This is a genomic window from Afipia sp. GW822-FHT03D08 (assembly GCF_058801645.1).
The window spans coordinates 2,568,825-2,591,665 of record NZ_JBXANK010000001.1 but is presented as its reverse complement, the minus strand read 5'-3'; the positions used below and the strand labels follow the sequence as shown (position 1 = coordinate 2,591,665).

General features: G+C 62.8%; 20 protein-coding genes and 1 tRNA gene. 13 read left to right on the top strand and 8 right to left on the bottom strand.

Features of this window, described 5'->3' with window-relative positions; all coding sequences use genetic code 11:
* The first annotated feature begins 7 nt into the window (after positions 1-7).
* From kdpB to AC1RM7_RS12780, 5 genes are all read left to right on the top strand, one after another.
* Positions 8-2,128 (top strand): potassium-transporting ATPase subunit KdpB, encoded by a 2,121-nt coding sequence (gene kdpB, locus AC1RM7_RS12800; protein ID WP_024921246.1) that lies wholly within the window; start codon positions 8-10, stop codon positions 2,126-2,128.
* A 71-nt stretch (positions 2,129-2,199) separates the two neighbouring features.
* A complete protein-coding gene (locus tag AC1RM7_RS12795; protein ID WP_024921247.1) occupies positions 2,200-2,802 on the top strand; it encodes a K(+)-transporting ATPase subunit C in 603 nt (200 codons plus the stop codon).
* Between the two features lie 12 nt (positions 2,803-2,814).
* Positions 2,815-5,532: a DUF4118 domain-containing protein gene (locus AC1RM7_RS12790; protein WP_444826215.1), complete on the top strand. Its 2,718-nt coding sequence runs from the start codon at positions 2,815-2,817 to the stop codon at positions 5,530-5,532.
* Positions 5,529-6,218, top strand: a complete 690-nt coding sequence (locus tag AC1RM7_RS12785; protein WP_006023601.1) for a response regulator transcription factor — start codon at positions 5,529-5,531, stop codon at positions 6,216-6,218. The genes AC1RM7_RS12790 and AC1RM7_RS12785 overlap by 4 nt, the downstream gene beginning before the upstream one ends.
* 45 nt (positions 6,219-6,263) lie before the next feature.
* On the top strand, positions 6,264-6,707 hold the full coding sequence (locus AC1RM7_RS12780) for a PTS sugar transporter subunit IIA (RefSeq protein WP_024921249.1): 444 nt from the start codon (positions 6,264-6,266) through the stop codon (positions 6,705-6,707).
* 19 nt (positions 6,708-6,726) lie between these two features.
* Here AC1RM7_RS12780 and AC1RM7_RS12775 read toward each other — a convergent pair.
* The 5 genes from AC1RM7_RS12775 to AC1RM7_RS12755 all read right to left on the bottom strand — a co-directional run bounded on the left by AC1RM7_RS12775 (position 6,727) and on the right by AC1RM7_RS12755 (position 11,129).
* A tRNA-Arg gene (locus tag AC1RM7_RS12775) sits at positions 6,727-6,803 on the bottom strand.
* Between the two features lie 108 nt (positions 6,804-6,911).
* Complete coding sequence (locus AC1RM7_RS12770; protein WP_024921365.1) at positions 6,912-8,090, bottom strand: saccharopine dehydrogenase family protein; 1,179 nt, start codon at positions 8,088-8,090, stop codon at positions 6,912-6,914.
* Positions 8,091-8,200: 110 nt separating this feature from the next.
* Positions 8,201-9,580 carry a cytochrome P450 gene (locus AC1RM7_RS12765; RefSeq protein WP_024921366.1) on the bottom strand — a complete coding sequence of 460 codons (1,380 nt, stop codon included), beginning with the start codon at positions 9,578-9,580 and terminating at the stop codon, positions 8,201-8,203.
* 128 nt (positions 9,581-9,708) lie between these two features.
* Positions 9,709-10,608 (bottom strand): CHAD domain-containing protein, encoded by a 900-nt coding sequence (locus AC1RM7_RS12760; RefSeq protein ID WP_492943891.1) that lies wholly within the window; start codon positions 10,606-10,608, stop codon positions 9,709-9,711.
* A 116-nt stretch (positions 10,609-10,724) separates the two neighbouring features.
* A complete protein-coding gene (locus AC1RM7_RS12755) occupies positions 10,725-11,129 on the bottom strand; it encodes a YccF domain-containing protein (RefSeq protein ID WP_006022505.1) in 405 nt (134 codons plus the stop codon).
* A gap of 134 nt (positions 11,130-11,263) precedes the next feature.
* Here AC1RM7_RS12755 and AC1RM7_RS12750 point away from each other — a divergent pair, with 134 nt between their 5' ends.
* The 8 genes from AC1RM7_RS12750 (at position 11,264) to AC1RM7_RS12715 (ending at position 18,107) form a co-directional block, all read left to right on the top strand.
* Positions 11,264-11,551, top strand: coding sequence for a DUF3551 domain-containing protein (locus AC1RM7_RS12750; protein WP_024921368.1), 288 nt, complete (start codon positions 11,264-11,266; stop codon positions 11,549-11,551).
* 157 nt (positions 11,552-11,708) lie between these two features.
* A complete protein-coding gene (locus tag AC1RM7_RS12745; RefSeq protein WP_024921369.1) occupies positions 11,709-12,884 on the top strand; it encodes a DUF3095 domain-containing protein in 1,176 nt (391 codons plus the stop codon).
* Between the two features lie 86 nt (positions 12,885-12,970).
* Positions 12,971-13,867, top strand: a complete 897-nt coding sequence (locus tag AC1RM7_RS12740; RefSeq protein ID WP_245264419.1) for a hypothetical protein — start codon at positions 12,971-12,973, stop codon at positions 13,865-13,867.
* Between the two features lie 65 nt (positions 13,868-13,932).
* On the top strand, positions 13,933-14,166 hold the full coding sequence (locus AC1RM7_RS12735) for a pentapeptide repeat-containing protein (RefSeq protein ID WP_492943890.1): 234 nt from the start codon (positions 13,933-13,935) through the stop codon (positions 14,164-14,166).
* Between the two features lie 122 nt (positions 14,167-14,288).
* Entirely contained in the window at positions 14,289-16,220 is a 1,932-nt protein-coding gene (locus AC1RM7_RS12730) for a hybrid sensor histidine kinase/response regulator (protein WP_024921372.1), read from the top strand.
* A gap of 170 nt (positions 16,221-16,390) precedes the next feature.
* Positions 16,391-17,068 (top strand): nitrile hydratase subunit alpha, encoded by a 678-nt coding sequence (gene nthA, locus AC1RM7_RS12725; protein WP_024921373.1) that lies wholly within the window; start codon positions 16,391-16,393, stop codon positions 17,066-17,068.
* Positions 17,065-17,727: a nitrile hydratase subunit beta gene (gene nthB, locus AC1RM7_RS12720; protein ID WP_024921374.1), complete on the top strand. Its 663-nt coding sequence runs from the start codon at positions 17,065-17,067 to the stop codon at positions 17,725-17,727. The genes nthA and nthB overlap by 4 nt, the downstream gene beginning before the upstream one ends.
* Positions 17,724-18,107 carry a nitrile hydratase accessory protein gene (locus AC1RM7_RS12715; protein ID WP_024921375.1) on the top strand — a complete coding sequence of 128 codons (384 nt, stop codon included), beginning with the start codon at positions 17,724-17,726 and terminating at the stop codon, positions 18,105-18,107. The genes nthB and AC1RM7_RS12715 overlap by 4 nt, the downstream gene beginning before the upstream one ends.
* On the opposite strand, the gene AC1RM7_RS12710 is transcribed toward AC1RM7_RS12715, so the two are convergent.
* The 3 genes from AC1RM7_RS12710 to AC1RM7_RS12700 form a co-directional block, all read right to left on the bottom strand.
* Entirely contained in the window at positions 18,108-18,779 is a 672-nt protein-coding gene (locus tag AC1RM7_RS12710) for an MBL fold metallo-hydrolase (RefSeq protein WP_024921376.1), read from the bottom strand.
* 97 nt (positions 18,780-18,876) lie between these two features.
* Positions 18,877-21,312 carry an EAL domain-containing protein gene (locus tag AC1RM7_RS12705; RefSeq protein WP_024921377.1) on the bottom strand — a complete coding sequence of 812 codons (2,436 nt, stop codon included), beginning with the start codon at positions 21,310-21,312 and terminating at the stop codon, positions 18,877-18,879.
* Between the two features lie 335 nt (positions 21,313-21,647).
* Positions 21,648-22,790 (bottom strand): vWA domain-containing protein, encoded by a 1,143-nt coding sequence (locus tag AC1RM7_RS12700; RefSeq protein ID WP_024921378.1) that lies wholly within the window; start codon positions 22,788-22,790, stop codon positions 21,648-21,650.
* Positions 22,791-22,841 lie beyond the last annotated feature (51 nt).

The following is a 22,841-nucleotide window of genomic DNA, read 5'->3' as shown; positions in this document are numbered from 1 at the left end:
GACACTCATGGAAACCTTGAAACTGCAAAAGCGGACGACGGGATCGGCAATGCTCGATCCGAAGATCGTCCTTCCCGCGATCTGGTCGGCTTTCGCCAAGCTCGATCCGAGGGCGATGGTCAGAAATCCGGTGATGTTCGTGGTGGAAGTCGTCGCCGCGCTGACGACGGTGATCTTTCTGCGCGCGCTGCTGACCGGCGGCGACGACCTCGGCTTCACCTTCCAGATCATTCTGTGGCTCTGGTTCACGGTGCTGTTCGCCAACTTCGCGGAAGCCGTCGCCGAGGGTCGCGGCAAGGCCCAGGCCGAGTCGCTCAAGAAGACCCGCACCGAAAGCCAGGCCAAGCTGCTGACCGGCTCCGGATCGGACCGGACCTATCGCCTGGTGCCGGGCACCAGCCTGAAGGTCGGCGACATCGTGCTGGTGGAGGCGGGTGACAACATCCCGTCCGACGGCGAAGTCATCGAAGGCGTTGCCTCGGTCAATGAGGCGGCGATCACCGGCGAATCGGCGCCGGTGATCCGCGAGTCGGGCGGCGATCGCTCAGCGGTGACCGGCGGCACGCAGGTTCTGTCCGACTGGATCCGCGTCCGCATCACCGCGGCGCAGGGTTCGACCTTCATCGATCGCATGATCAAGCTGGTCGAAGGCGCCGAGCGGCAGAAGACGCCCAATGAAATCGCGCTCAACATCCTGCTTGCGGGTCTGACCATCATCTTCGTGTTCGCGACGGTTACCATCCCGAGCTATGCCGCCTATGCCGGCGGGTCGGTGTCGGTGGTCGTGCTGGTGGCGTTGTTCGTTACGCTGATTCCGACCACCATCGGTGCGCTTCTGTCCGCCATCGGTATTGCCGGCATGGATCGGCTGGTGCGCTTCAACGTGCTCGCCATGTCCGGCCGCGCGGTCGAGGCCGCGGGCGACGTCGACACGCTGCTGCTCGACAAGACCGGCACCATCACCCTCGGCAATCGCCAGGCGACGGCGTTCCGTCCCGTGCACGGCGTGACCGAGCAGGAGCTTGCGGATGCTGCGCAGCTTGCGTCGCTCGCCGACGAGACGCCGGAAGGCCGCTCTATCGTTGTTCTGGCCAAGGAGAAGTATGGCATCCGTGGTCGCGACATGGGCGAGCTTGGCGCCACCTTCGTTCCGTTCACGGCACAAACCCGCATGAGCGGCGTCGATGCCGGCGGCTCATCCGTTCGCAAGGGCGCGGTTGATGCGATCCTGAACTATGTCAACGGCGGCCCGCGCGCGGCGGTTGCCTCGGGCGGCGCGGTTCGTGCGATTGCTCCGGCGATCGGCGCCGACACCGTCCGGGAAATCCAGACGATTGCCGACGAGATCGCGAAATCGGGCGGTACGCCGCTGGCGGTCGCGCGTGATGGCAGGCTGCTCGGCGTCATTCACCTCAAGGATATCGTCAAGGGCGGCATTCGTGAGCGGTTTGCCGAACTGCGCCGCATGGGAATCCGCACCGTGATGATCACCGGCGACAACCCGATGACCGCCGCGGCCATCGCCGCCGAAGCGGGCGTGGATGATTTCCTCGCCCAGGCGACACCCGAGGACAAGCTGAAGCTCATTCGCGACGAGCAGGCCAAAGGCAAGCTGGTGGCGATGTGCGGCGACGGCACCAATGACGCGCCGGCTCTGGCGCAGGCCGATGTCGGCGTGGCGATGAACACCGGCACGCAGGCCGCCCGCGAGGCCGGCAACATGGTCGATCTCGATTCGAACCCGACCAAGCTGATCGAGGTCGTGGAAATCGGCAAGCAGTTGCTGATGACGCGCGGCGCGCTGACCACGTTCTCGATTGCCAACGACGTGGCGAAGTATTTCGCCATCATCCCGGCGATCTTCCTCGCGTTCTATCCGCAGTTGCAGGCGCTCAACATCATGAACCTGTCGAGCCCGCAAAGCGCGATCCTGTCGGCGATTATCTTCAACGCGATCATCATCATCGCGCTGATTCCGCTCGCGCTGAAAGGCGTCGCCTACAAGCCGATCGGAGCTGGCGCGTTGCTCAGCCGCAACCTGCTGATCTATGGCGTCGGCGGCATCATCATTCCGTTCATCGGCATCAAGGCGATCGATCTGATCGTGACTGCCCTGCATCTCGCCTAGCGCATGATCCCGAAAGCCGGACCACCGGCTTTCGGGAGCATCGTGCGCAAGAAGCTCGAAGGAGAGACACCATGTTGAAAGAAATCCGGCCCGCATTCTTTATTCTCGTCGGCCTCACGCTCATCACCGGCCTGGCCTATCCGCTCGCCATCACCGGTATTGCCGGCACGATCGTTCCGTATCAGGCGCAGGGCAGCCTGATCGAGAAGGACGGCAAGACGATCGGCTCGGCTCTGATCGGGCAGGAATTCAAGGAAGACAAGTATTTCCATGGCCGTCCGTCCGCGACGACGGCGGCGGACCCGGCGGATTCGACCAAGACCGTTCCCGCGCCCTATAACGCCGCGAATTCATCGGGCTCGAATCTCGGCCCGACCAGCAAGGCGCTCAGCGACCGCATGAGCGAGGATGTCGCCAAGCTGAAGGCGGAGAACCCATCTGTGCCGGTCCCGGCGGATCTGGTCATGACCACGGGCAGCGGCCTCGATCCCCACATCTCGCCGGAAGCCGCGCTGTTTCAGGTCCCTCGGGTCGCGACCGCGCGCAAGCTGCCGGAGGATGCAGTGCGCAAACTGGTTAACGATAACGTGGAAGGCCGTTTTGCAGGGCTGCTCGGCGAACCGCGCGTGAATGTGCTGGCGCTCAATCTGGCGCTGGACCGCGCGGCGAAGTAACCTGCATGTCTGATGGCAACCATCCGCGATCCTGAACAACGGCCCTCACCGGAAGCGCTGCTTGAGGCGGCCCGCCGTGAAAACGGCAGCGGCCGTCTCAAGATTTTTCTTGGCGCGGCTCCCGGCGTCGGCAAGACCTACGAGATGCTGCAAAGCGCGCATGCCAAGGTGAAGGCCGGCGTGGATGTGGTGGTCGGTGTTGTCGAGACCCATGGCCGGCTGGAAACGCAGGCGCTGCTGCACGGTCTTGAAATCCTTCCCCGCAAGGCGCTGGCCTACAAGGGCCAGACCCTCGACGAGATGGATCTAGACGGGCTGCTGGCGCGGCGGCCGAAGCTCGCCATCGTCGATGAACTGGCGCACACCAATGCGCCCGGCAGCCGCCATCCGAAGCGCTACATGGATGTCGAGGAACTGCTGGATAACGGCATCGATGTCTACACCGCCGTCAATATCCAGCACATCGAAAGCCTGAACGATGTCGTGGCGCAGATCACGCGCGTGCGCGTGCGCGAGACCGTGCCCGATTCCATCATCGACCGTGCTGACGACATCGAATTGGTCGATCTGACACCGGGCGATCTGATCCAACGCCTCAAGGAAGGCAAGGTCTACGTTCCCAAGCAGGCCGAGCGCGCGCTAGAGCATTACTTTTCGCCGGGCAATCTGACCGCGCTGCGTGAACTGGCGCTGCGGCGGACCGCCGAGCGTGTCGACGAGCAACTGCTCAATCACATGCAGGCCAATGCCATTTCGGGGCCATGGGCCGCGGGCGAGCGGATTCTGGTTTGCGTCAGCGAAGACCCGCGCAGCGCCGGTTTGATTCGTTATAGCAAACGGCTCGCTGACCGGCTGCATGCGCCGTGGACGGCCATCTGCATCGAAACCCGGCGGAGCCTGCAGCTCAGCGATGCCGAGCGCGACCGGATTGCAACCACCTTGCGGCTTGCGGAAGCGCTGGGTGCCGATGCCCTGACGATCCCGGCCGTCGAACGCCGCATTGCCGACGACATTCTCACCTTCGCGCGTGCCAACAATGTCACCCAGATCGTGATCGGGAAGGCCACCCGTTCCTGGTGGTTCGAACTGGTGCGCGGTTCGGTGGTTCACGATCTGGTGCGGCGTGCCGGCAATATCAGCATCCATGTCATCGCCGGTGACAAGCTCGATCCGGAGACATTCGCGGCTAAGGGCGTGCGGACCGCGGAGCGCACGGAAGCCGCCGACCCGGTGCCGTATCTCTGGTCTTTGGCGCTTGTCGCAGTCGCCCTCGGAATCAGCGAACTGATCTTTCCGTTTCTCGGCATCGAGAACGTCGACCTCGTGTTCCTGACTGTCGTTGTCACCGTGGCGGTCCGGTTCGGTCTGTTTCCGTCGCTGGTCGCCAGTGTCGCGGCGTCGCTGTGTTACAATTTCTTTTTTCTTCCGCCGGTCTATACGTTCACCATCACCGATCCGACCAATGTTGCGGCGTTCTTCTTCTTCATGCTGATCGCAATGATTGTGTCCAACGTTGCGGCGCGGGTGCGGACCCAGGCCGTGATGGCGACGGGCAGGGCGCGCACGACCGAGTATCTCTATTCGTTCAGCCGAAAGCTCGCCGGAACGGCGACGCTGGACGATGTGTTGTGGGCGACGGCATACCAGACGGCGCTGATGCTCAAGGTGCGCGTTGTGCTGCTGCTCCCGGAGCACGGTCGCATCGCCGTCAAGGCGGGATACCCGCCCGAAGACGAACTCGATCAGGCCGATCTCGCGGCGGCCAACTGGGCGTGGAGCAATGATCGTCCGGCGGGGCGCGGCTCGGACACCCTGCCCGGCGCGAAGCGGCTGTTTCTGCCGATGCGCACCGGCCGCGGACCGATCGGCGTCATCGGCATCGACGACGATCGTACTGGCCCGATCCTCACGCCGGACCAGACCCGCCTGCTGGACGCATTGATGGATCAGGGCGCGCTCGCGATCGAGCGCGTGCGGCTCGTGGAAGATATCGATCACGTCAAGCGCGTGGTCGAGACCGACCGGCTGCGGTCCGCATTGCTCACGTCGATCTCACACGATCTGAAGACGCCCCTGTCGTCTGTACTGGGGTCTGCGAGCACCATGCGCGATCTGTCGGGCCAGTTGACCGACGCGGAGAAGAACGATCTGCTCGCGACGATCATCGATGAATCCGAGCGCCTCAACCGGTTCATCGCCAACCTGCTCGACATGACCAAGCTTGAGTCCGGCGCCATTGTGCCGAACTCCGCGCCGCATGATCTCGGCGAAGTTGTCGGCAGCGCCCTGCGGCGGGCTAGCAAGATTCTGATACGGCACCGTGTCGATCTGGAATTGCAGGCCGATCTGCCGATGCTGGATCTCGATGCTGTTCTGTTCGAGCAGGTGTTGTTCAACCTTTTGGACAACGCGGCGAAGTATGCGCCAGCCGGGAGTCAGATCCGGATTCAAAGCTGGCGCGAAACCGATTCGGTTTGTCTCCAGATCCTGGACGAGGGCGACGGCATTCCGCCCGATGAACTGGAAACCATCTTCGACAAGTTCTACCGCGTGCAGAAGGGCGATCATGTCCGGCCGGGCACCGGCCTTGGGCTTGCCATCTCGCGCGGATTTGTGGAAGCCATGCACGGCACCATCTCGGCGGCGAACCGGTCGGATCGCAGCGGCGCCGTTCTGACGATCCGGCTTCCGATTCCCAAAATCACCGAAACACTGGATACCGCCGCATGAGCCCCGCGCCGCTGAAGATTCTGGTGATCGATGACGAGCCGCCGATCCGCAAGCTGTTGCGGATGGGTCTGAGCACGCAGGGCTATGACATTCTCGACGCGCCGAACGGCAAGACCGCGCTTGAGCTATTGGACAACAAGCCGGACCTTGTGATTCTCGATCTCGGCCTGCCCGACATTCAGGGCCATGATCTTTTGCGCATGATCCGTGCGCGCAACGAAAGCGTGCCGATTGTGGTCTTGTCCAGCCGGGGCGACGAAGCCGGCAAGGTTCAGGCGCTCGATCTCGGCGCCGACGATTATGTCACCAAGCCGTTCGGCATGGATGAATTGCTCGCGCGCATCAGGGCGGCACTGCGTCATCAATTGCAGGTTCATGGCGAACGTCCGGTTTTCCGCACCGGCGATCTGTCGGTCGATCTGGTCCGGCGCATCGTCAAGGTCGGCGACAAAGACATCAAGCTGTCGCCGAAAGAGTATGATCTGTTGCGCGTGCTGGTTCAGCATGCCGGCAAGGTGCTCACCCACAAGTTTCTTCTGCACGAATTGTGGGACGAGCTGACCGACGCGCAGTATCTGCGCGTCTATGTGCGGCAGCTCAGGCAGAAGATCGAAGGCGATGCGGAACGGCCGCAATATGTTCTGACCGAAACCGGCATCGGCTACCGGCTGCGTGCACCGGACTGAAATAGCGTCACATCCCGGCGCACGTCGTACACTCCTGGATCACTCATGAAGATTTCCGACTTTCTCGCTCCGGCCGATGTCGTCATCGATCTGCGCGTGCCAACCAAGCAGCAGCTCTTGCAGGATCTGGCGCGCAAGGCGGCCTCAAGCCTCGGCCTGCAGGCGGACTATGTCGCGTCCGAGCTTCTGAAACGCGAACAACTTGGATCAACCGGGATGGGCAATGGCGTTGCGATACCACATGCGCGTTTGCCGGTGGTGAAACGGCCTTACGGCCTCGTGGCGCGGCTGAAGCCGCCGGTCGATTTCGACGCGATCGATGGCAAGCCGGTCGATCTGGTGTTTATGCTGCTGCTCCCGCCGCCGCCCGAGGCCGATCAACTGACCGCACTGGCCCTTGTCGCCCGGACATTGAAGACCGCCGGCATGCTTGAACGCATGCGGCGCGCCAAAAGCGCGTCCGACTTTTTCGCGGTCATGACCGGATAGGTCGGGGTCTGGGGAAGAATGGCGCACCCGACACGATTCGAACGTGTGACCTTTGCCTTCGGAGGGCAACGCTCTATCCAGCTGAGCTACGGGTGCGGCGCATTCCATTTAGCCGATTGGCCCCGTGCGGGCAACGGCTGGCGAGGGGTCTTGAGCGCCTGATTTGGACCAAAGCCTGCTGGTTTGCCGCAGGTATTTCGCCCCTCAGCCCTCAACCGTGAACTGAAGCCCCGCATTGTCCTCCAGCCGCTTGATCAGGCGATCGCCCAATGCGGCGCCCGGGGTCCAGATGCCGCCCGCCACATCCTGCGCTTCGCGCACGAGACAGACGGCGCACTCGGCGATCATCTTGGAGGTCGATCCGTAACCGGGATCGCGATCGCCCTTGACCGAGGCGTGGATCTGCCGGCCGTCCAGCGTCACGCCGACGAACAGGATATCGTAGAGGCCCGTCTCGCGCTCTTCCTTCGAGGGGCCTTCGCCGGGCTTCGGCCCGCCGGGGCCGCCCATCGCGGCATTCGCCGCGACGATGGCTCTGGCGGTGGCTTCACCCTTCTCGCCGGGGCCGGCCAGCATCATCTCGTCGTAGACGAAGTCCTTGCCATACGGGAAGCCCATCAGAAAATTCGAGCGATGCACGTTGCGGGTGTTGATCGTCGCCATCACGAACGGCGCGACCCACATGCCAAGCTCGTCGTCGTGGAGCGGCTTGTTGCCCGGTGGCTGTTTCGGGCCCTCGAAGCCCGGCGTCAGCGCGAACGGATTCTTGAGCAGCGGCACGATGCTGAGATCCTTGGCGGCGGCCGCGTAAGTCGCCTTCAGGCTTGCCGCCGTGCCGCCAGAGAATGTGCCCTTCATCTTGCGCACGCGGCCCTTCACGCGGTGCACGGCTGCGCCGAACTGCTTTTTCGCCGCGCTCTGCAGGAAGAACACGCCGAGCTCGAACGGAATCGAATCGAACCCGCAGGAAAACAGGATGCGGGCGCCGGTCGATTGCGCCTTGGCGTGATGGGCGTCGATCATCTGGCGCATCCATGCCGGCTCGCCGCAGAGATCGAGATAGTCGGTGCCGGAGGCAGCGCAGGCTGCAACAAGCTCGGAGCCATAAAGCTGATAGGGGCCCACGGTGGTGAGAACCGCCCTGGTCTGGCCGACCAGCGCCTTGAGCGACGCAGGATCGCTCGCGTCGGCTTCGATCAGCGGCGTGTCTTTCGGTGCGCCGATCTCGTCGCGGACCGCGGCAAGCTTGTCGCGGCTGCGGCCTGCCATCGCCCATTTGAGATTGCTGCCGGGGCCATAATGCGCGGCGAGATATTCGGCGACGAGCCGGCCGGTAAAGCCGCTGGCGCCATACACCACGACATCGAATTTCGCCTGGGTCATCGTCGTTTCCTCAAATATCGCCGACCGCTCAGTTTCCCGCGGTTCGGTCGCGTGTTGCCGATTGCTTGTCTGACAGGGAGCGCAGAGTCAACGGCTTCGCGCGCGGCGCATCAAGCGGTGGACAGGGTGACGCGCAAGCCGTCCCTGGGCTTCGGGATCGGCCACATCTGCCATGCGGGCACATAACCTGGCTCCAGGGAGACCTTGAGATTTTGCAGGAAATGAAACGCGAAGCATTTGGCCTGCATGTAGGCGAAGTGCACTCCGATGCACATATGCGCGCCGCCGCTGAACGGGATGAACGCGAAGCGATGGCGGGCACGCTGTGCCTCGTCGGTGAAGCGCAGCGGATCGAACGTTTCGGGATCGGGCCAGTGCTCGCTCATATGGTGGGTGAACAGCGGATTCATGCTGACCAGCGTGCCGGCCGGAATGTCAAAGCCCTTGAAGCTGAAATCGCGTGTCGCCCGGCGCGGGATCGACGGCACCGGCGGCTTCATCCGCATGGCTTCCTTGAAGGCCATTTCGGTGAGCGGCATCGCGTCGAGTTTCTCGAACGGCAGCGGCGCGCCGGGTGCGATCCCAAGCGACGCGACCTCATCGCGCAGCCGCGACTGCCAGTCCGGATGTGCCGCAAGCAGCGCCACGAACGACGTCAGCGACGATGTCAGGGTGTCGTGCGCCGCCATGATCAGGAAGCTCATGTGATCGACAATGTCCTGCGTCGACAGCAGCGCGCCGTCTTCATGGGTTGCGTGGCAGAGTTGCGAGAACAGATCGTCACCGCCGTTCTCGCGCCGCAGGGGAATCTGCTGCGAGAAATAAGCGACGATGCGCTGGCGTCCCGTGACGCCCCGCGCCATCTGCGTGCCCGGCCAGGGCTTGCGGATCACCGCCACGGACGCGGCGATCATGTCGACGAAGGAGCGCGTGACCTCGTCGACCTCGGGGCCGATCCCTGTGCCGAGAAACGAGGTCGCGGCGAGATCGAGCGTCAGTTGTTTCATCGCGGGATAGAACAGCATCGGACCCGGCGCCTCGCGCCACTGATCGACGCGCGCCGCAATTCCTGAATCGAGCTGCGAGAGATAGTTTTTCATCGGTCCCGATTTGAACGCGACCGACATGGCGCGGCGATGCAGGCGATGTTCCTCGAAATCGAGCAGCATCAGTCCGCGCGGAAACAGCCGCCCGAGGATCGTTTCCCATCCGTTGGTCGAGGAAAACAGCTTGGTCTGGTCGAGCAGCATGAACTCGTTGGCTTCGGGGCCAAGCAGGGAGACACTTGTCTCGCCGAGAACCCGCGAGCGATAGATCAGCCCGTACTTGCGGGCCATCGCATTAACTTCGCCTTTCGGATCGGCAAGCACACTGAGTGTTCGTCCGATCAGCGGCCAGCCTTCATCGCCGGGAATGTGAGCGAGCCTTGTGCGATCCACCATAAGAGGTGCCTTGATCGCAGCCGGCGATGTCAGGCTATGCATCGACATGGCATGTCCCTGCGCTATTCGCCGGAATTATCGCCGAGTTGGCGAGGGGCGACAACTCCGATCGCCATTAAATCGGGGAGTTGTGATGGTGCGGTGCATTGCGCCGTGAGCCCGGAAATGCCTGCGGATCAAGGGGACTCCGCGGCCGCTTCCGCCAGGGCCTCGATGCGTTTGCGGAATGACCGCGGCGATTCCGCGAACACCCGGCCGGACAGCGATCGCGCGCGGCCAAGGTGAAACTGTTGCCGGGAGTCGATCCGCGGCGTCAGGCGTGAGCGCCAGGGAGCCAGCGGTTGCTTCGGTTGAATCAAGCCGCGGAGAGCAACGAGATCGTTGCTCCTGCCAAGCTGCGTGCGCAGCTTCTGCACCTCGTCGATGAAGGTGTTCCACATTCTTGGCCACAGCGGCGCAATGAGGTCGAGCTGATAGCGGAAGGCCACGACGGCCTTGCGGAAATCATGAACCTCTTCCGGACCGGCCGTGTCCCATTCGCGCGGGCGGCGGCGGCGGGCCCGGCGATAGGATTTTGCGAGAGCGGTCACGATGTCGTCGAAATGGATTCGTTCAAGCGGCCAGTTTGCTGCGCAGGCGGACGCCCGGACAAGGCCGTCGCGCAGGTGTTGAATGGCGTCCGGATGAAGCCGCTCGGCCTCCAAAGCCTTTCGCGCGTCTTCAAGCCGCTGGGTGAGAGTGGCTTTGGTTCGTTCCGACAGCGGCGGCGTCTCGGTGACTCTCGGCTTTGTAATGTCGGCCAGCGCATCGGGAGCCGTCTGCGCATCGCGGCTGCGGCCGAACTCGCGGGCGATGTGGCTTGCCTCGTGGCGCAGAGCCACGGTCTCGTCGCCAATTGAGCCCTCGAGCAACCGCAACAAGGCTCTCCAGCGCTTGAGCGCGACACGCAGCTCATGAATGGTTGTGCTGGTTTCGTTGCTGTCGAGCTTTTCTTGCGCGGCCCTGGCCATAGCCAGAGTGTCATCCGCGACCTCGCGCAGCGAATGGGCATTTGGCTCAGCTTGAGGGACCGCCATCATCGGCGTCTGTCCAGAACCAGTTCGCGCCAAATTTACAGTTTCTCCGCGCCCGTGGAAGTTGTCTCTTCAGTCATACTGCGAATGCGGGATGGCGAGCGGGCCGGCAGGCAACCTCATGCGGGGACGATGGTCTTGCCGATCGGCCACAGCGCGATGGCGCCGAGTTTCAGATGCGCCCAGGCGAACGGAATTCCGATGATCGTGATGGCGAGCAGGAGTGCGGTGAACAGGTGGCCGAGCGCCAGCCACCATCCGGCCAGGATCAGCCAGATCAGATTGCCGATAAATCCGAAAATGCCGGTGCCGAAGTCGCGTTCGCCGATATAGATCTCGCGCGAGACGGCCTTCTGGCCGAACGGAAACAGCGTGTAGATGGCAATATTCCAGGCGCCGCGCGCCCATGGAATCCCGATGATCGTGATGGCCATGATGACGGCGGCAACGGCCCAGCCGAGCGCCATCCAGAAGCCGCCGAGCACCACCCACAGAACATTGAGCATAAACGAGACGGGCGACATCGGAACTCCTGCGTTGGTGCCGGTTTGGTTCAGCGTAGCACTTTTCCGGCGGCGGGGCGGTGAAAACGGCGGGTGATTGGAGATAGCCAATCCGGTGGCGAAGCCCGTATAGAGGGACATCTAGGAGATTCGGAATGCTGAAGATCAAATTCGCGTCCGGGTTCGCCATGGCCGTCGTTGCGGTGCTGGCGATCATGCCCGGCTCCGCAGCGCATGCCAGGGGGGATGCGCCGTTCTGTTCGGAAAATTTCGGCCGTACCGGAATGGGCAGGGTGTGCGACTATTACACCTATGAACAGTGCCAGGCCGCGACCAGCGGTGTCGGCGGGTCGTGCCACGTCAATGCGTGGTATCAGCCTCGCCAGTATTATGACCCCGCTCCACGTCGCTATCGCAAGCCCAGGCACAAGCATCGCCACTGACGTGATCCGGCGGACGGCCTGTGATCCTGATTGTCGGCGCGGCGTGGCCGCGCCGATTTTGTTTGCATCGGGCCTGAACCCGTATTGCTGAACGCCCGTATTTTTGGAACGCTGGCCGCACGGATTTGGCAGGCATGAAATCGGCAAAGCAACGGTCATGAGCGTGTCGCAGGACCAGAGTGCCGCGGATGTTGGCGGCCGGGACGATTTCTACCGCGCCATGCCGGTGTTTCGCGGCTTCGCGAATCTGATGGACCCGTCGTTGTACCGGCCGGTGCCGGATGGATGGCTGATCGGCGTTGCCGACATCGTGCAGTCCACCAGGGCGATCGCGAACAACCGCTACAAGGCGGTGAACATGGCGGGTGCGGCGGTGATCGCATCGGTAACCAATGCGCTGGAGGGCAGGGATTTTCCGTTTGCCTTCGGCGGCGATGGCGCGAGCTTCGCAATATCGCCGCAGGACGCCGACGCGGCGCGCGAAGCGCTGGCGGCCACCGCAACCTGGGTGAAGGAAGATCTCGACCTGTCGCTGCGCGTCGCGCTGGTGCCGATCGAGGCCATTCGCGCGCAGGGGCTCGATGTGCGTGTGGCGCGCTATGCGGCGTCGCCGCACGTGTCCTATGCGATGTTTTCGGGGGGCGGGTTGGCATGGGCGGAAGCCGCAATGAAGCGCGGCGAGTTCACCATCCCGATGGCTTCGCCGGGTGCGCATCCTGATCTCACCGGACTGTCGTGCCGCTTCTCCGAAATGCCGGCGGAGCGCGGCCTCATTCTGTCGATGCTGATCGTGCCTGCGTCGGCGGACAGCGCGGCGTTTCGCCGCCTGATCGAGGACGTGGTGACGCTGGTCGAGCGAAGTCCCGGTGCGGGACGGCCCGTGCCGTCATCCGGTCCGCGCATGCGCTGGCCGACACCGGGCGCCGATTACGAGGCGCTGGCGCAGCGCGGCGGATCGCTGTTCGTCCGGCGGCTCAGCGTTCACGCATGGACACTGTTCGCCTATCTGCTGTTTCGCCTCAACATTTCGGCCGGAGGCTTCGTGCCGCAGATCTATATGCAGCAGGTGGTCGAGAACTCGGATTTCCGGAAATATGACGATGGCCTGCGCATGGTGCTCGATTGCAAGCCTGAACTCGCCGATGCGCTGGAAAGCCGTCTTGCCGCCGCGGCTGCCGCCGGCACTGCGCGATACGGCCTGCACCGTCAGGATGCCGCGATGATGACGTGCTTCACGCTGTCGGCGTCACGTCCGGATCATTTTCATTTCGTCGACGGCGCGCGGGGCGGCTATGCCTCGGCCGCCACCGCGCTGAAAGCCACACTGAACTAAAATCAAGCCGCGGTTCACCTGAGCGCACATTGAAAAGAGATGCGGAACACGTCACCATCGCCGCACTTTCGCGGCTTTTAAGATCGGTGAGCGTTGCTTTGAAGGCGATCGATTTCCAGGAGGATCGTTGCGGCTGGATGCTTCGCCGTGTCCCGCTCGGCTTGTGCGTCCTTCTTGGCGTTGTACTTGGCACCTTCGATCTCGCCCGCGCCAGCGATGACGAAGACGACGAGCCGTCCAAGGCGAGCCCAAAGCAGCCGAATATCTATCTGGATTACAACACGCAATACACGACCGTGCCGCCCAACACGCTGGCCATCGGGTTCAGGAATTTCGTGTCTCCGATTCCGGCCGCAGCGCAGGTCGTGACACTGAACGCGCCGCTGACGGTGGACATCACCGAGCGGTTCTCGGTGTATGCCGGTATCAGCGCCAGCACGTCGCGCAGCGATGCCACGTCATGGTCGTCGATGACGCTCGATAGCTGGAATATCGGTTTCAATGCCGACGTCATTCAGCAGGACAGCAAGACGGTGACGGTGATCTCGACTCTCACGCGATCGATCACCAGCGCGCCGGGGCTGGCCTCGACCTCGAACCAGACGGTGGTCGAACTCGATTACGGATTGGATGACGATCAAACCCAGGGTCTGCTGTTCGGGACGCGATTGACCGCTGTCTGGGTGGATTCGGGTCTTGCCAGGGTCGAGCCGGCATTCGCCGGATATATGGGCGGCTACTATCAGTGGCCGAACAACTGGAAGGTGTCCGCGCGGATGGGCGTCCAGACCTTCGGTGGCGCGCAGATCGGCGCGGGCCTCATCAGGGCCAAGGCGTTTACCCAGCCATTGCTCAGGTTCGATCTCGAGCGAATGGACGACAACGACAACCGGCTGTTTGGCGCCTCGATCGAAGTGGCCTGGACACCCGAGCCAATTGTCCAGTTCACCTTGCGGACGCCGCTCTACGCGGTGCGGAACTAGATGCCGGTCACAAGCAAAGGGTCACAGCGAACATGGACATCCATGAACAAAAGCAGCGCCTTGATGTGAAAGGATCCGACGTCTCAGGGTCGACCTTCGAAGACGTCAACATGTCGGGCTGCAACATGCATGACATCAATCTCAGCGGATTGCGGATCGACTACGCCAACCTGGCGGGCGTGCACGTTAACAACGCCAATATGTCGGGGGCCTGCCTCACCGACTGCCGGATCGAGGGCATGACCATCAACGGGATCAAGGTCGAGGACATGCTGGCGGCCTACGAAAAGCAGCAATAGAGAGCTCCGGTCCCTGTTCGACTTTGGGCGAAGTCCTCAAATTTAGGTGGAACTTTACCGGTCCGGCGGCGTTTGGCCCTGTTGGTACGGGGTTACATTGAATGGCCTTTGAAAATACTGCCTTGCAGCGATCGAACCGGTTCGAGGATGCCCTGACCCCGGAAGGGCGATACCGGCTTCTGGTGGAAGCGGTTACCGATTACGCCATTTACATGCTCGACCCGGAAGGGCGGGTCACGAGCTGGAATCCGGGCGCGCAGCGCTTCAAGGGCTACACCCACGACGAGATCATCGGACGTCATTTTTCGCAGTTCTACGGCGAGGAAGACCGCAAGGCCGGGCTTCCGGCGCGCGCCCTGGAAATTTCTGCCCGCGAAGGCAAATTCGAAAACGAAGGCTGGCGCATCCGAAAAGACGGCAGCCGGTTCTGGGCTCATGTGGTGATCGACCCGATCCGTTCGCCTGACGGCCGGCTCGTCGGCTTTGCCAAGATCACGCGCGACCTTACCGAGCGCAAGGCCGCCCAGGATCGTCTGCGGCAGAAGGAAGAGCAGTTCCGGCTGCTGGTGCAGAGCGTGACCGACTACGCCCTGTATATGCTCGACCCGGAAGGTTACGTCAGCAGCTGGAATCAGGGCGCGGAACGCATCAAGCAATATCGCACCGAGGAAATCATCGGCCAGCATTTCTCGAAATTCTATACCGAGGGCGACCGGCTGAAGGGCGAGCCGCAGAACGCGCTCGCCACCGCGCGGCGCGAAGGACGTTTCGAGAAGGAAGGCTGGCGTGTGCGCAAGGACGGCACGCAGTTCTGGGCCAACATTATCATCGATCCGATCCGCGATGAGACCGGCGCCATCATCGGCTTCGCCAAGATCACCCGCGATATCACCGAGCGCAGGGAAACACAGAAGGCGCTCGAGCACGCGCGCGAGGCGCTGGCCCATTCGCAGAAGATGGATGCCATTGGCCAACTGACCGGCGGCATCGCGCACGATTTCAACAATCTGCTGATGGTCATTCTCGGCAGTCTTGAATTGGCCGGCAAGCGGCTCCCGGACGATGCGCGGGTCGCGACGCTGATTTCCAATGCGACGCAGGCGGCGCAGCGCGGCGCGGCGCTGACCCAGCGCATGCTGGCTTTCGCGCGGCGTCAGGATCTCGATCTCAAGCCGATCGATATCCCCGCGCTTGTGCGCGGCATGACGGATCTGTTGCAGAGTTCGCTCGGACCGTCGGTGCAGATCGAGACGCACTTTCCGCTCAAGCTCGACCTCGTCCATGCCGACGCCAATCAGCTTGAAATGGCGCTGCTGAATCTGGCGGTGAATGCGCGCGACGCGATGCCGGACGGCGGCAGTATCGTCATCGCGGCGCGTGAGGAAACCGTCAAGCCTCGCTCGCGGAGCAAGCTGAAAGCCGGACGCTATGTGCGTCTTTCGGTGAAGGACACGGGCGAGGGAATGGACAAGACGACTCTCAGGCGCGCCATGGAGCCGTTCTTCACCACGAAAGGTGTGGGCCGCGGCACCGGCCTCGGATTGTCGATGGTCCATGGCATGACCGAACAGTCCGGCGGGCGGTTCTTCCTGAAGAGCCAAAAAGGTGAGGGCACGACGGCGGAAATCTGGTTGCCTGCAGCGAAAGCGACGCAGCCCGCGCAGGGCGGGCGTTTCATCAAGGACGGGGCGACCGGCACCCGTCCGCTGGTGGTGCTTGCCGTCGATGACGATGGTCTCGTGCTGATGAATACCGCGGTGATGTTGCAGGACATGGGACACACGGTGTTCGAGGCGACGTCAGGTGACCAGGCGCTGGAGATCTTGCGGCGCGAGCCCTCGGTCGATCTCGTCATCACCGATCATGCCATGCCGCGGATGACCGGGGCGCAACTCGCCGCAGCGATCAAGGCCGAGCGGCCGGACCTTCCGGTCATTCTTGCGACGGGTTATGCGGAATTGCCGCCGGGCGTGGATGCCAACCTGCCGAAGCTTGGCAAGCCGTTTCGCCAGCAGGAGCTGATGCAGGCTGTCACGGCGGCGATCGCGACCTGATATCCGGTCACAAACGCAATTTGTGAGTTCGTGCGCTGCCATGCCGGAAGGTGACCTTCATCTGAAGGACTGACGCGCGAAGACCCGGCGCGCATTCCTTGAATCACATCTTGCTGCCATGTTCATCCCGCTCTCGACACGCAGAGGCGGGCAGGACTATTCTTTATCTCATGAGCGGACACGATCACGACGACCACCACCACGGCCATGGTGACCATCATCACGGCCACCATCATCACCACGATCACGATCATTCCGAATTGTCGGAGACGGAATTGCGTGTGCGCGCGCTGGAGACGGTCCTCACCGAGAAGGGCTATGTCGATCCTGCCGCGCTCGATCTTTTAATCGAAACCTACGAAACCAAGGTCGGGCCGCGCAACGGCGCGCGCGTGATCGCAAAGGCGTGGTCCGATCCTGCCTACCGTGCGCGTCTGCTGAATGATGCGACGCCAGCGATCGCAGAGCTTGGTTACGCCGGCCGGCAGGGCGAGCACATCGTCGCGGTCGAGAACACGCCGCGGCGGCACAACATGGTCGTCTGCACCCTGTGCTCCTGCTATCCGTGGTCGGTGCTCGGGCTTCCGCCGGTCTGGTACAAGGCCGCGCCGTATCGGTCGCGTGCTGTGATCGATCCGCGCGGCGTGCTGCGCGATTTCGGATTTGAGCTTCCTGCCGAGACAGAAATCCGGGTCTGGGATTCCACCGCCGAGATCCGGTATCTGGTGGTGCCGCAGCGCCCCGCCGGAACCGAGGGCTGGAGCGAAGAGCAACTCGCCGAACTGGTCACCCGCGACAGCATGATCGGCACCGGCCTTCCCAAATCGCCGGAGCGGGCCGCACCATGAACGGCGCGCACGACATGGGCGGTGTCGATGGTTTCGGCCCGGTGATTCCGGAGCCGAACGAGCCGGTGTTTCATGGCGAGTGGGAGCGGCGGGTGCTTGCGCTGACGCTGGCGATGGCGCGGCCCGGCGGCTGGAATATCGACATGTCGCGCTTTGCACGCGAGGACCGTTCGCCTGCGGATTATCTTGGCAAAAGCTACTATCAGATCTGGCTTGCGGGCCTTGAACGGCTGATGCACGAGCGCGGTCTGGTGATGCCGGATGAAGTCGAGGCCGGCCGCGTGCTGTATCCGCCGAAGGCGGGTGTGCCGGTTCTGGCGCCCGGCGATGTCGAGGGGATGTTGCGCCGTGGCGCGCCGACGGAGCGAGACGCGACCTCGACCCCGCTGTTCGCGATCGGCGACCGCGTGCGAGCGAAGAACATTCATCCGGAGGGCCACATCCGGCTGCCGCGCTATGTGCGCGGTCATGTTGGCGTCGTGGAGTTGCTTCATGGCGCGCATGTCTTTGCGGACAGCAACGCGCGCGGTGACGGCGAGAATCCGCAGCAGCTCTACACCGTGCGCTTCACAGGGCGCGAATTGTGGGGCGATCGTGCCGATCCCGCGAGCGCCGTTTCGGTGGATGCCTGGGAATCCTATCTGGAGCGCGCCGAATGACCATCGACCGGCAGGCAGCAATGCAGGCGGCGGCCAGCGTTCCGGGACTTCCGCGCGACGGCGACGGCCCGGTGTTTCGCGAGCCATGGGAAGCGCGCGCCTTTGCAATGGCACTGGCGCTGCATGCGCGGGGCCTTTTCACCTGGCCGGAATGGGCAGATGCACTGGCGAAGCAGATCAAGCGCGCGCAGGCCGAAGGTGACGCCGATACCGGCGAAACCTATTACAGGCACTGGCTTGCGACGCTTGAGCATCTGGTCGCAGAAAAGAATGTCGCGCCGGAGAACGAACTGCACCGCTACCGCGATGCATGGGATCACGCCGCAGACCGCACGCCGCACGGTCAGCCGATCGAATTGACTCCCGAAGATTTCAGCTAGCTAACCCAAGCCACCATTGAGGAACGGATTGGTGGCGCGCTCGTGGCCGAAATTCGAGCCGGGGCCATGGCCGCAGATGAAGCCGATGTCGTCGCCGAGCGGCAGCAGCTTCTGGTTGATCGAGCGGATCAGGGTGGCGTGATCGCCGCCGGGCAGATCGGTGCGGCCGACCGAGCCGTTGAACAGCACGTCGCCGACGATCGCAAAGCGCATGTCCTTGTTGAAGAACACCACGCTGCCCGGCGAGTGTCCGGGGGCGTGATAAACGTCAAACACAAGATCTCCGATCTTGAGCTGGTCGCCTTCGTTGAGCCAGCGGTCCGGCGCGAAGTTGCGCACGCCGGTCATGCCGAAATTCGCACCGCTCGCGACCACGTTGTCGAGCAGATACTTGTCGGCGACGTGCGGGCCGATGATCGGCACTTTCAATTCGTCGCGCAATTCCGCCGCGCCGCCGACATGATCGATGTGGCCGTGGGTAATCCAGATCTCGTCGATGGTGATGCCGGCCTGCTTGATCCCGGCCAGAATGTCCGGAACGTCCCCGCCGGGATCGATCACGACCCCATGCATGGTCGCGGTGTTCCACAGCAGCGTGCAATTCTGCTGGAATGGGGAAACCGGCACGATCAGGGCGCCGGCTTTGGCGGCTTGCTTCGATTCATCTGTCATGCGGCCACAATGCTGATTTTTTGCGCCGCGCCAAGCAGATTCCGCCGCTGTTCCCGGGGATGAGGGCTGCACGCGGCAGGCTGATTTCGCTCTGCGGTCAGGCGACCCGCAGGTTCGGCTGGCCGGCGATCACCGGGCCGGCAATCTCGAACGGTTCCGGCCGGCCGACGCCGTAGCCTTGCGCATAATCGACGCCGATCTCGCGCAGCGCTTCTATCGTGGCATCGTTCTCGACGAATTCGGCGATCGTCTGTTTGCCCATGACCTTGCCGATGCGGCAGATCATCTCGACCATGGCGCGGTCGATCGGATCGTCGAGCATGTCCTTGACGAAACCCCCGTCGATCTTGAGGTAGTTCACCGGCAGATTCTTCAGATAGCCGAACGACGACATGCCGCTGCCGAAATCGTCGAGCGAGAACCGGCAGCCCAGCCGTTGCAGCACCTTGATGAAGCGGGCGGCGTTGTCGAGGTTGCCGATCGCGCTGGTCTCGGTGATCTCGAAGCAGATCATCGCCGGCGGAATGTTGTGAAGCTCGAGCTGCTCGCGAACGTAGTCGATGAAGCCCTCGTCGCTGAAGGTTGCGCCGGAGAGGTTGATCGCGCAGGTGGCGATGGTCGCCGATGCCGCGCGGCCAAGCCGTGTCGCGATGGTCTCGAACGCATGGCGCACCACCCAGCGGTCGATCAGCGGCATCAGGCCGTAACGCTCGGCCGCGGGAATGAAATCGCCGGGTGGCACGAGGTTGCCGTCCCGGTCGCGCAGGCGCAGCAGAAGCTCGATATGCGCGCCGGTCTGGCTCGGGCCATGCAATGCGACGATTTTCTGCGCATACAGACAGAAGCGGTGCTCATCAAGGGCATCGTGAATCCGCTGCACCCACGCCATTTCGCCGAACCGGTGCAGCAATTCGCTGTCGCTCGGATTGTGGATCTGGATGCGGTTGCGCCCCTTTTCCTTGGCGAGATAGCAGGCGAGGTCGGCCGTGCGCAGGGTTTCGTCCTTGGTCGCGCCGCCGCGGATTTGCACCAGGCCGATGCTTGTGGTGATCGTGAACGGACGTCCGTTCCAGACGAAGTTGAGGTCGTGAATCGCCTGCCGCAAGCGTTCGGCGACGATCGCAGCGCGTTCGAGACCGCCATTCTCCAGCAGGATCGCGAATTCATCGCCGCCGAGCCGTGCCAGCAGATCGTCCACGCGCAAATGCTTTTGCAGTGAATCCGAGACTTCACAGAGCAGCTTGTCGCCGGCGGCGTGACCGCAGGTGTCGTTGATGATCTTGAACTGGTCGAGGTCGAGGAACATCAGCGCGTGCGGACTGTCCTGATCGCGGTCCATCCGCTGCAGGGCCTTTTCCAGCCGGTGTTCGAACTCGCGGCGGTTGGCCAGCTTGGTGAGGCTGTCGTGCGATGCCTGCCACGACAGCCGTGCGATGTATTTCTTTTCGCTGGTCATGTCGTGCAGCACCAGCACGGCCCCCGCGACGGCTCCACCCTTGTAGACGGGTGTGCCAACCATGGAGATCGCCACCGACGTGGAGTCGGGACGTTGCAGCAGTTGAGGCCGGGTGTTGGCGGCAAGATCGCGTCCGGTGAGGATCTGCTCGACCTGTCCCTCGCGCGGCTGACCGCTTTCCTCATCCAGAATCCGGAAAAGCGAGGTCAGCGGCAGCCCTCTGGCTGCCGGAGCCCGGCAGGCGACCAGCTTTTCTGCGGCCGGGTTCATGTAGTCCACGCGGCCCTGCGCGTCGGTGCTGATGACGGCATCGCCGATCGACGCCAGCGTAATCTGCGCGCGCTCCTTCTCGGCCTGCAGCGCGTGCACGAATCTGCGGCGCTGCGCCAGGAAGTAGCGGGTCAGCATCATCAGCAACAGCACCAGCAACCCGGCGGTGAACAGGTTGGCGATCGTAAGCACGAACTTGACCTGCCGCGAGCCGTTACCGAGGCTCCCGGCGAATGCCATCGCTTCGGGCGCGAAGCGCGCGTTGAAATGGTCGATCCGGTCGCGCAGCGACTCGAGTTGCTGAGGCGAAATCGGAGTGCCGTTCTGCTCTAACTGGATTTCTCTTGCCAGCGCGGTCAGTTCGTCGAGCAGGGGATCGGTATTGACCCAGTGCACGATCGCTGTCCTGAAAGGCGGAAACCCGCGAAAATAGCGATACAGCCAGATCATGCCATCGATGTCGTCGGCATGCATGCCGCCTTGCAGGAAGCCGGTACGGGCGGCTGCGAGGTCCGGAGGACTCTGTTCCAGCGCGAGACGTGCGTCGCGGTCGCCCAGCGGCCGGGCGATGGCGCTTTGGTAAGACTCGTAGTGCCGGTCGTCGCCGGTTTCGCCGTAAAGATAGAGATGGTGGACGGCGTCCTTCTGCCCCTTCGACCACAGGCTTTCGCCGCCGACATAGGCGCGAACGGAAGAAAGAATGCTCAGGCTCATTCCGGCAAGAAAGGCTTGCAGCAGGACAATGGCAATGAAGGGCGAGACCAGCCGCAGCAGCCGCATATTCACCGAAACAAGATTAAGCTTCATCGGACGCGTACGCCCCCTGCCTGCTGTTCGACGCGAATTCCCTGCTAAGTCCCATTACCAGTCGCAACCGACAGCCTCGGACAGCTGGGATGCGCATCCGGACATTCGCGGCATCTGATTAAAGGCATTCCAACGCCACGCTCTCCGGTTGCAGAACCGGAGAGTTGCGTGAATCGCGGGTAAACGATCAGATAAGATTTGCAGGTAATTTCATGCTGCCAGCGATAAACCCAATCAGAACAGGCCCTTTCGGGGGCCTCAACGGCCGATTCGGGGCCTGGACCGGCCATTGTGGCGGCCTTGCGCGTAGAGTGCCCCGAGCGCTGACGATCTGATTATCGACTGGTCTGGGCTTTCAGGGTGTCTTCCACCGCCCGGTCGAATGACGAGGCCTTGGCCGGCGCGGCGCTGCGCTTCTTCTCGGTGACAAAGGCGTCGCGCTTCTGAACCAGGACAGCGAGCTTTTCGTTCAGGCCTTTGCGCGCCGCAGTTTTCTTCTCGATCTCGGCCTTGCGCTGCTCGGGCGAGAGCTTGCGCAACTCGTCTGGCAACTCATCGTCCTTGACGCCCTCGATCTTGGTGCGCCCCGATGCCACGGCGCTGACCAGATCGCCGTCGCCGGTGACGGCCTCCGACGAAAATTTCGAACGCTTGTTGAGGTAGCTCGCCATGTCCGATGCCTGCACCGGGGCCGCCGCCGCGACCTGCGACAGTTGCCGGGTCTTTTCCTCAACGCGTTTTTGCATTTTCTGCGGACCATACGGAATGACCGTGCCGTTGATCTGTTTCTGCAGGATGATGATCTCGTCGTCGTAAGGCGTTTCGATCACCACGAGTTCGCCGCCGTCCTGCGGGATCGGAATGAAGCGGCCGTCGCCGAGCTGCGCGATATCCTGCCAGGCCCGCTCGGTGTCGCGGGCATTTCCGGCCAGCACGGCGTTGACCACGATGTCGCGCTGCTTTGCGACCGCCAGCGTCTTCGGATATTTGGTGTCCTGCGCGTAGTCCATGTGCGGCGGCGCATCGCCGACGAGAAACACGATGCGTTTTGCATCGCTGCCCTTTGTCCACTGCAGCTTGTTGATCGCCACATCGAGCGCTTCGTTGACGCTCTCCGGCCAGTCCCCGCCGCCGCGTGCTTTCAGTTCAAGCAGGTTGGCGTAGATGTCCTGAATGTCGGTGGTGAGATCGAAAGTCCTGGTGACGTATTCGTCACCGATGTCGCGATAGGCGACAAGGCCGATCCGGATGTCGGCATCGGGATTGGTGTCGACAACACTCGTCGCAATCGACCAGATTTTTTGCTTGGCGCCTTCGAGCAGGCCGCCCATCGAACCTGTTGTGTCGAGAACGAACGCGACTTCGACGGTCGGTTTGGCAACGGCTTGTGAGAGTGTCGAAGTGATTGGCAACGAGAGAACGGCAAGCGCGAATGCAATGCCGCCGAATTTGAATCTGTCGGTGATGCCTGAGTCCATTTCCCCCTCCAAGGGCTTGAACCCATGTTTCGCTCCCAGCGGAACCGATGG

Coding starts and splice junctions, on each gene's coding strand:
- kdpB (WP_024921246.1), top strand. CDS start 8: ATGGAAACCTTGAAACTGCAAAAGCGGACGACGGGATCGGCAATGCTC.
- AC1RM7_RS12795 (WP_024921247.1), top strand. CDS start 2,200: ATGTTGAAAGAAATCCGGCCCGCATTCTTTATTCTCGTCGGCCTCACG.
- AC1RM7_RS12790 (WP_444826215.1), top strand. CDS start 2,815: ATGGCAACCATCCGCGATCCTGAACAACGGCCCTCACCGGAAGCGCTG.
- AC1RM7_RS12785 (WP_006023601.1), top strand. CDS start 5,529: ATGAGCCCCGCGCCGCTGAAGATTCTGGTGATCGATGACGAGCCGCCG.
- AC1RM7_RS12780 (WP_024921249.1), top strand. CDS start 6,264: ATGAAGATTTCCGACTTTCTCGCTCCGGCCGATGTCGTCATCGATCTG.
- AC1RM7_RS12770 (WP_024921365.1), bottom strand. CDS start 8,090: ATGACCCAGGCGAAATTCGATGTCGTGGTGTATGGCGCCAGCGGCTTT.
- AC1RM7_RS12765 (WP_024921366.1), bottom strand. CDS start 9,580: ATGTCGATGCATAGCCTGACATCGCCGGCTGCGATCAAGGCACCTCTT.
- AC1RM7_RS12760 (WP_492943891.1), bottom strand. CDS start 10,608: ATGGCGGTCCCTCAAGCTGAGCCAAATGCCCATTCGCTGCGCGAGGTC.
- AC1RM7_RS12755 (WP_006022505.1), bottom strand. CDS start 11,129: ATGTCGCCCGTCTCGTTTATGCTCAATGTTCTGTGGGTGGTGCTCGGC.
- AC1RM7_RS12750 (WP_024921368.1), top strand. CDS start 11,264: ATGCTGAAGATCAAATTCGCGTCCGGGTTCGCCATGGCCGTCGTTGCG.
- AC1RM7_RS12745 (WP_024921369.1), top strand. CDS start 11,709: ATGAGCGTGTCGCAGGACCAGAGTGCCGCGGATGTTGGCGGCCGGGAC.
- nthA (WP_024921373.1), top strand. CDS start 16,391: ATGAGCGGACACGATCACGACGACCACCACCACGGCCATGGTGACCAT.
- nthB (WP_024921374.1), top strand. CDS start 17,065: ATGAACGGCGCGCACGACATGGGCGGTGTCGATGGTTTCGGCCCGGTG.
- AC1RM7_RS12715 (WP_024921375.1), top strand. CDS start 17,724: ATGACCATCGACCGGCAGGCAGCAATGCAGGCGGCGGCCAGCGTTCCG.
- AC1RM7_RS12710 (WP_024921376.1), bottom strand. CDS start 18,779: ATGACAGATGAATCGAAGCAAGCCGCCAAAGCCGGCGCCCTGATCGTG.
- AC1RM7_RS12705 (WP_024921377.1), bottom strand. CDS start 21,312: ATGAAGCTTAATCTTGTTTCGGTGAATATGCGGCTGCTGCGGCTGGTC.
- AC1RM7_RS12700 (WP_024921378.1), bottom strand. CDS start 22,790: ATGGACTCAGGCATCACCGACAGATTCAAATTCGGCGGCATTGCATTC.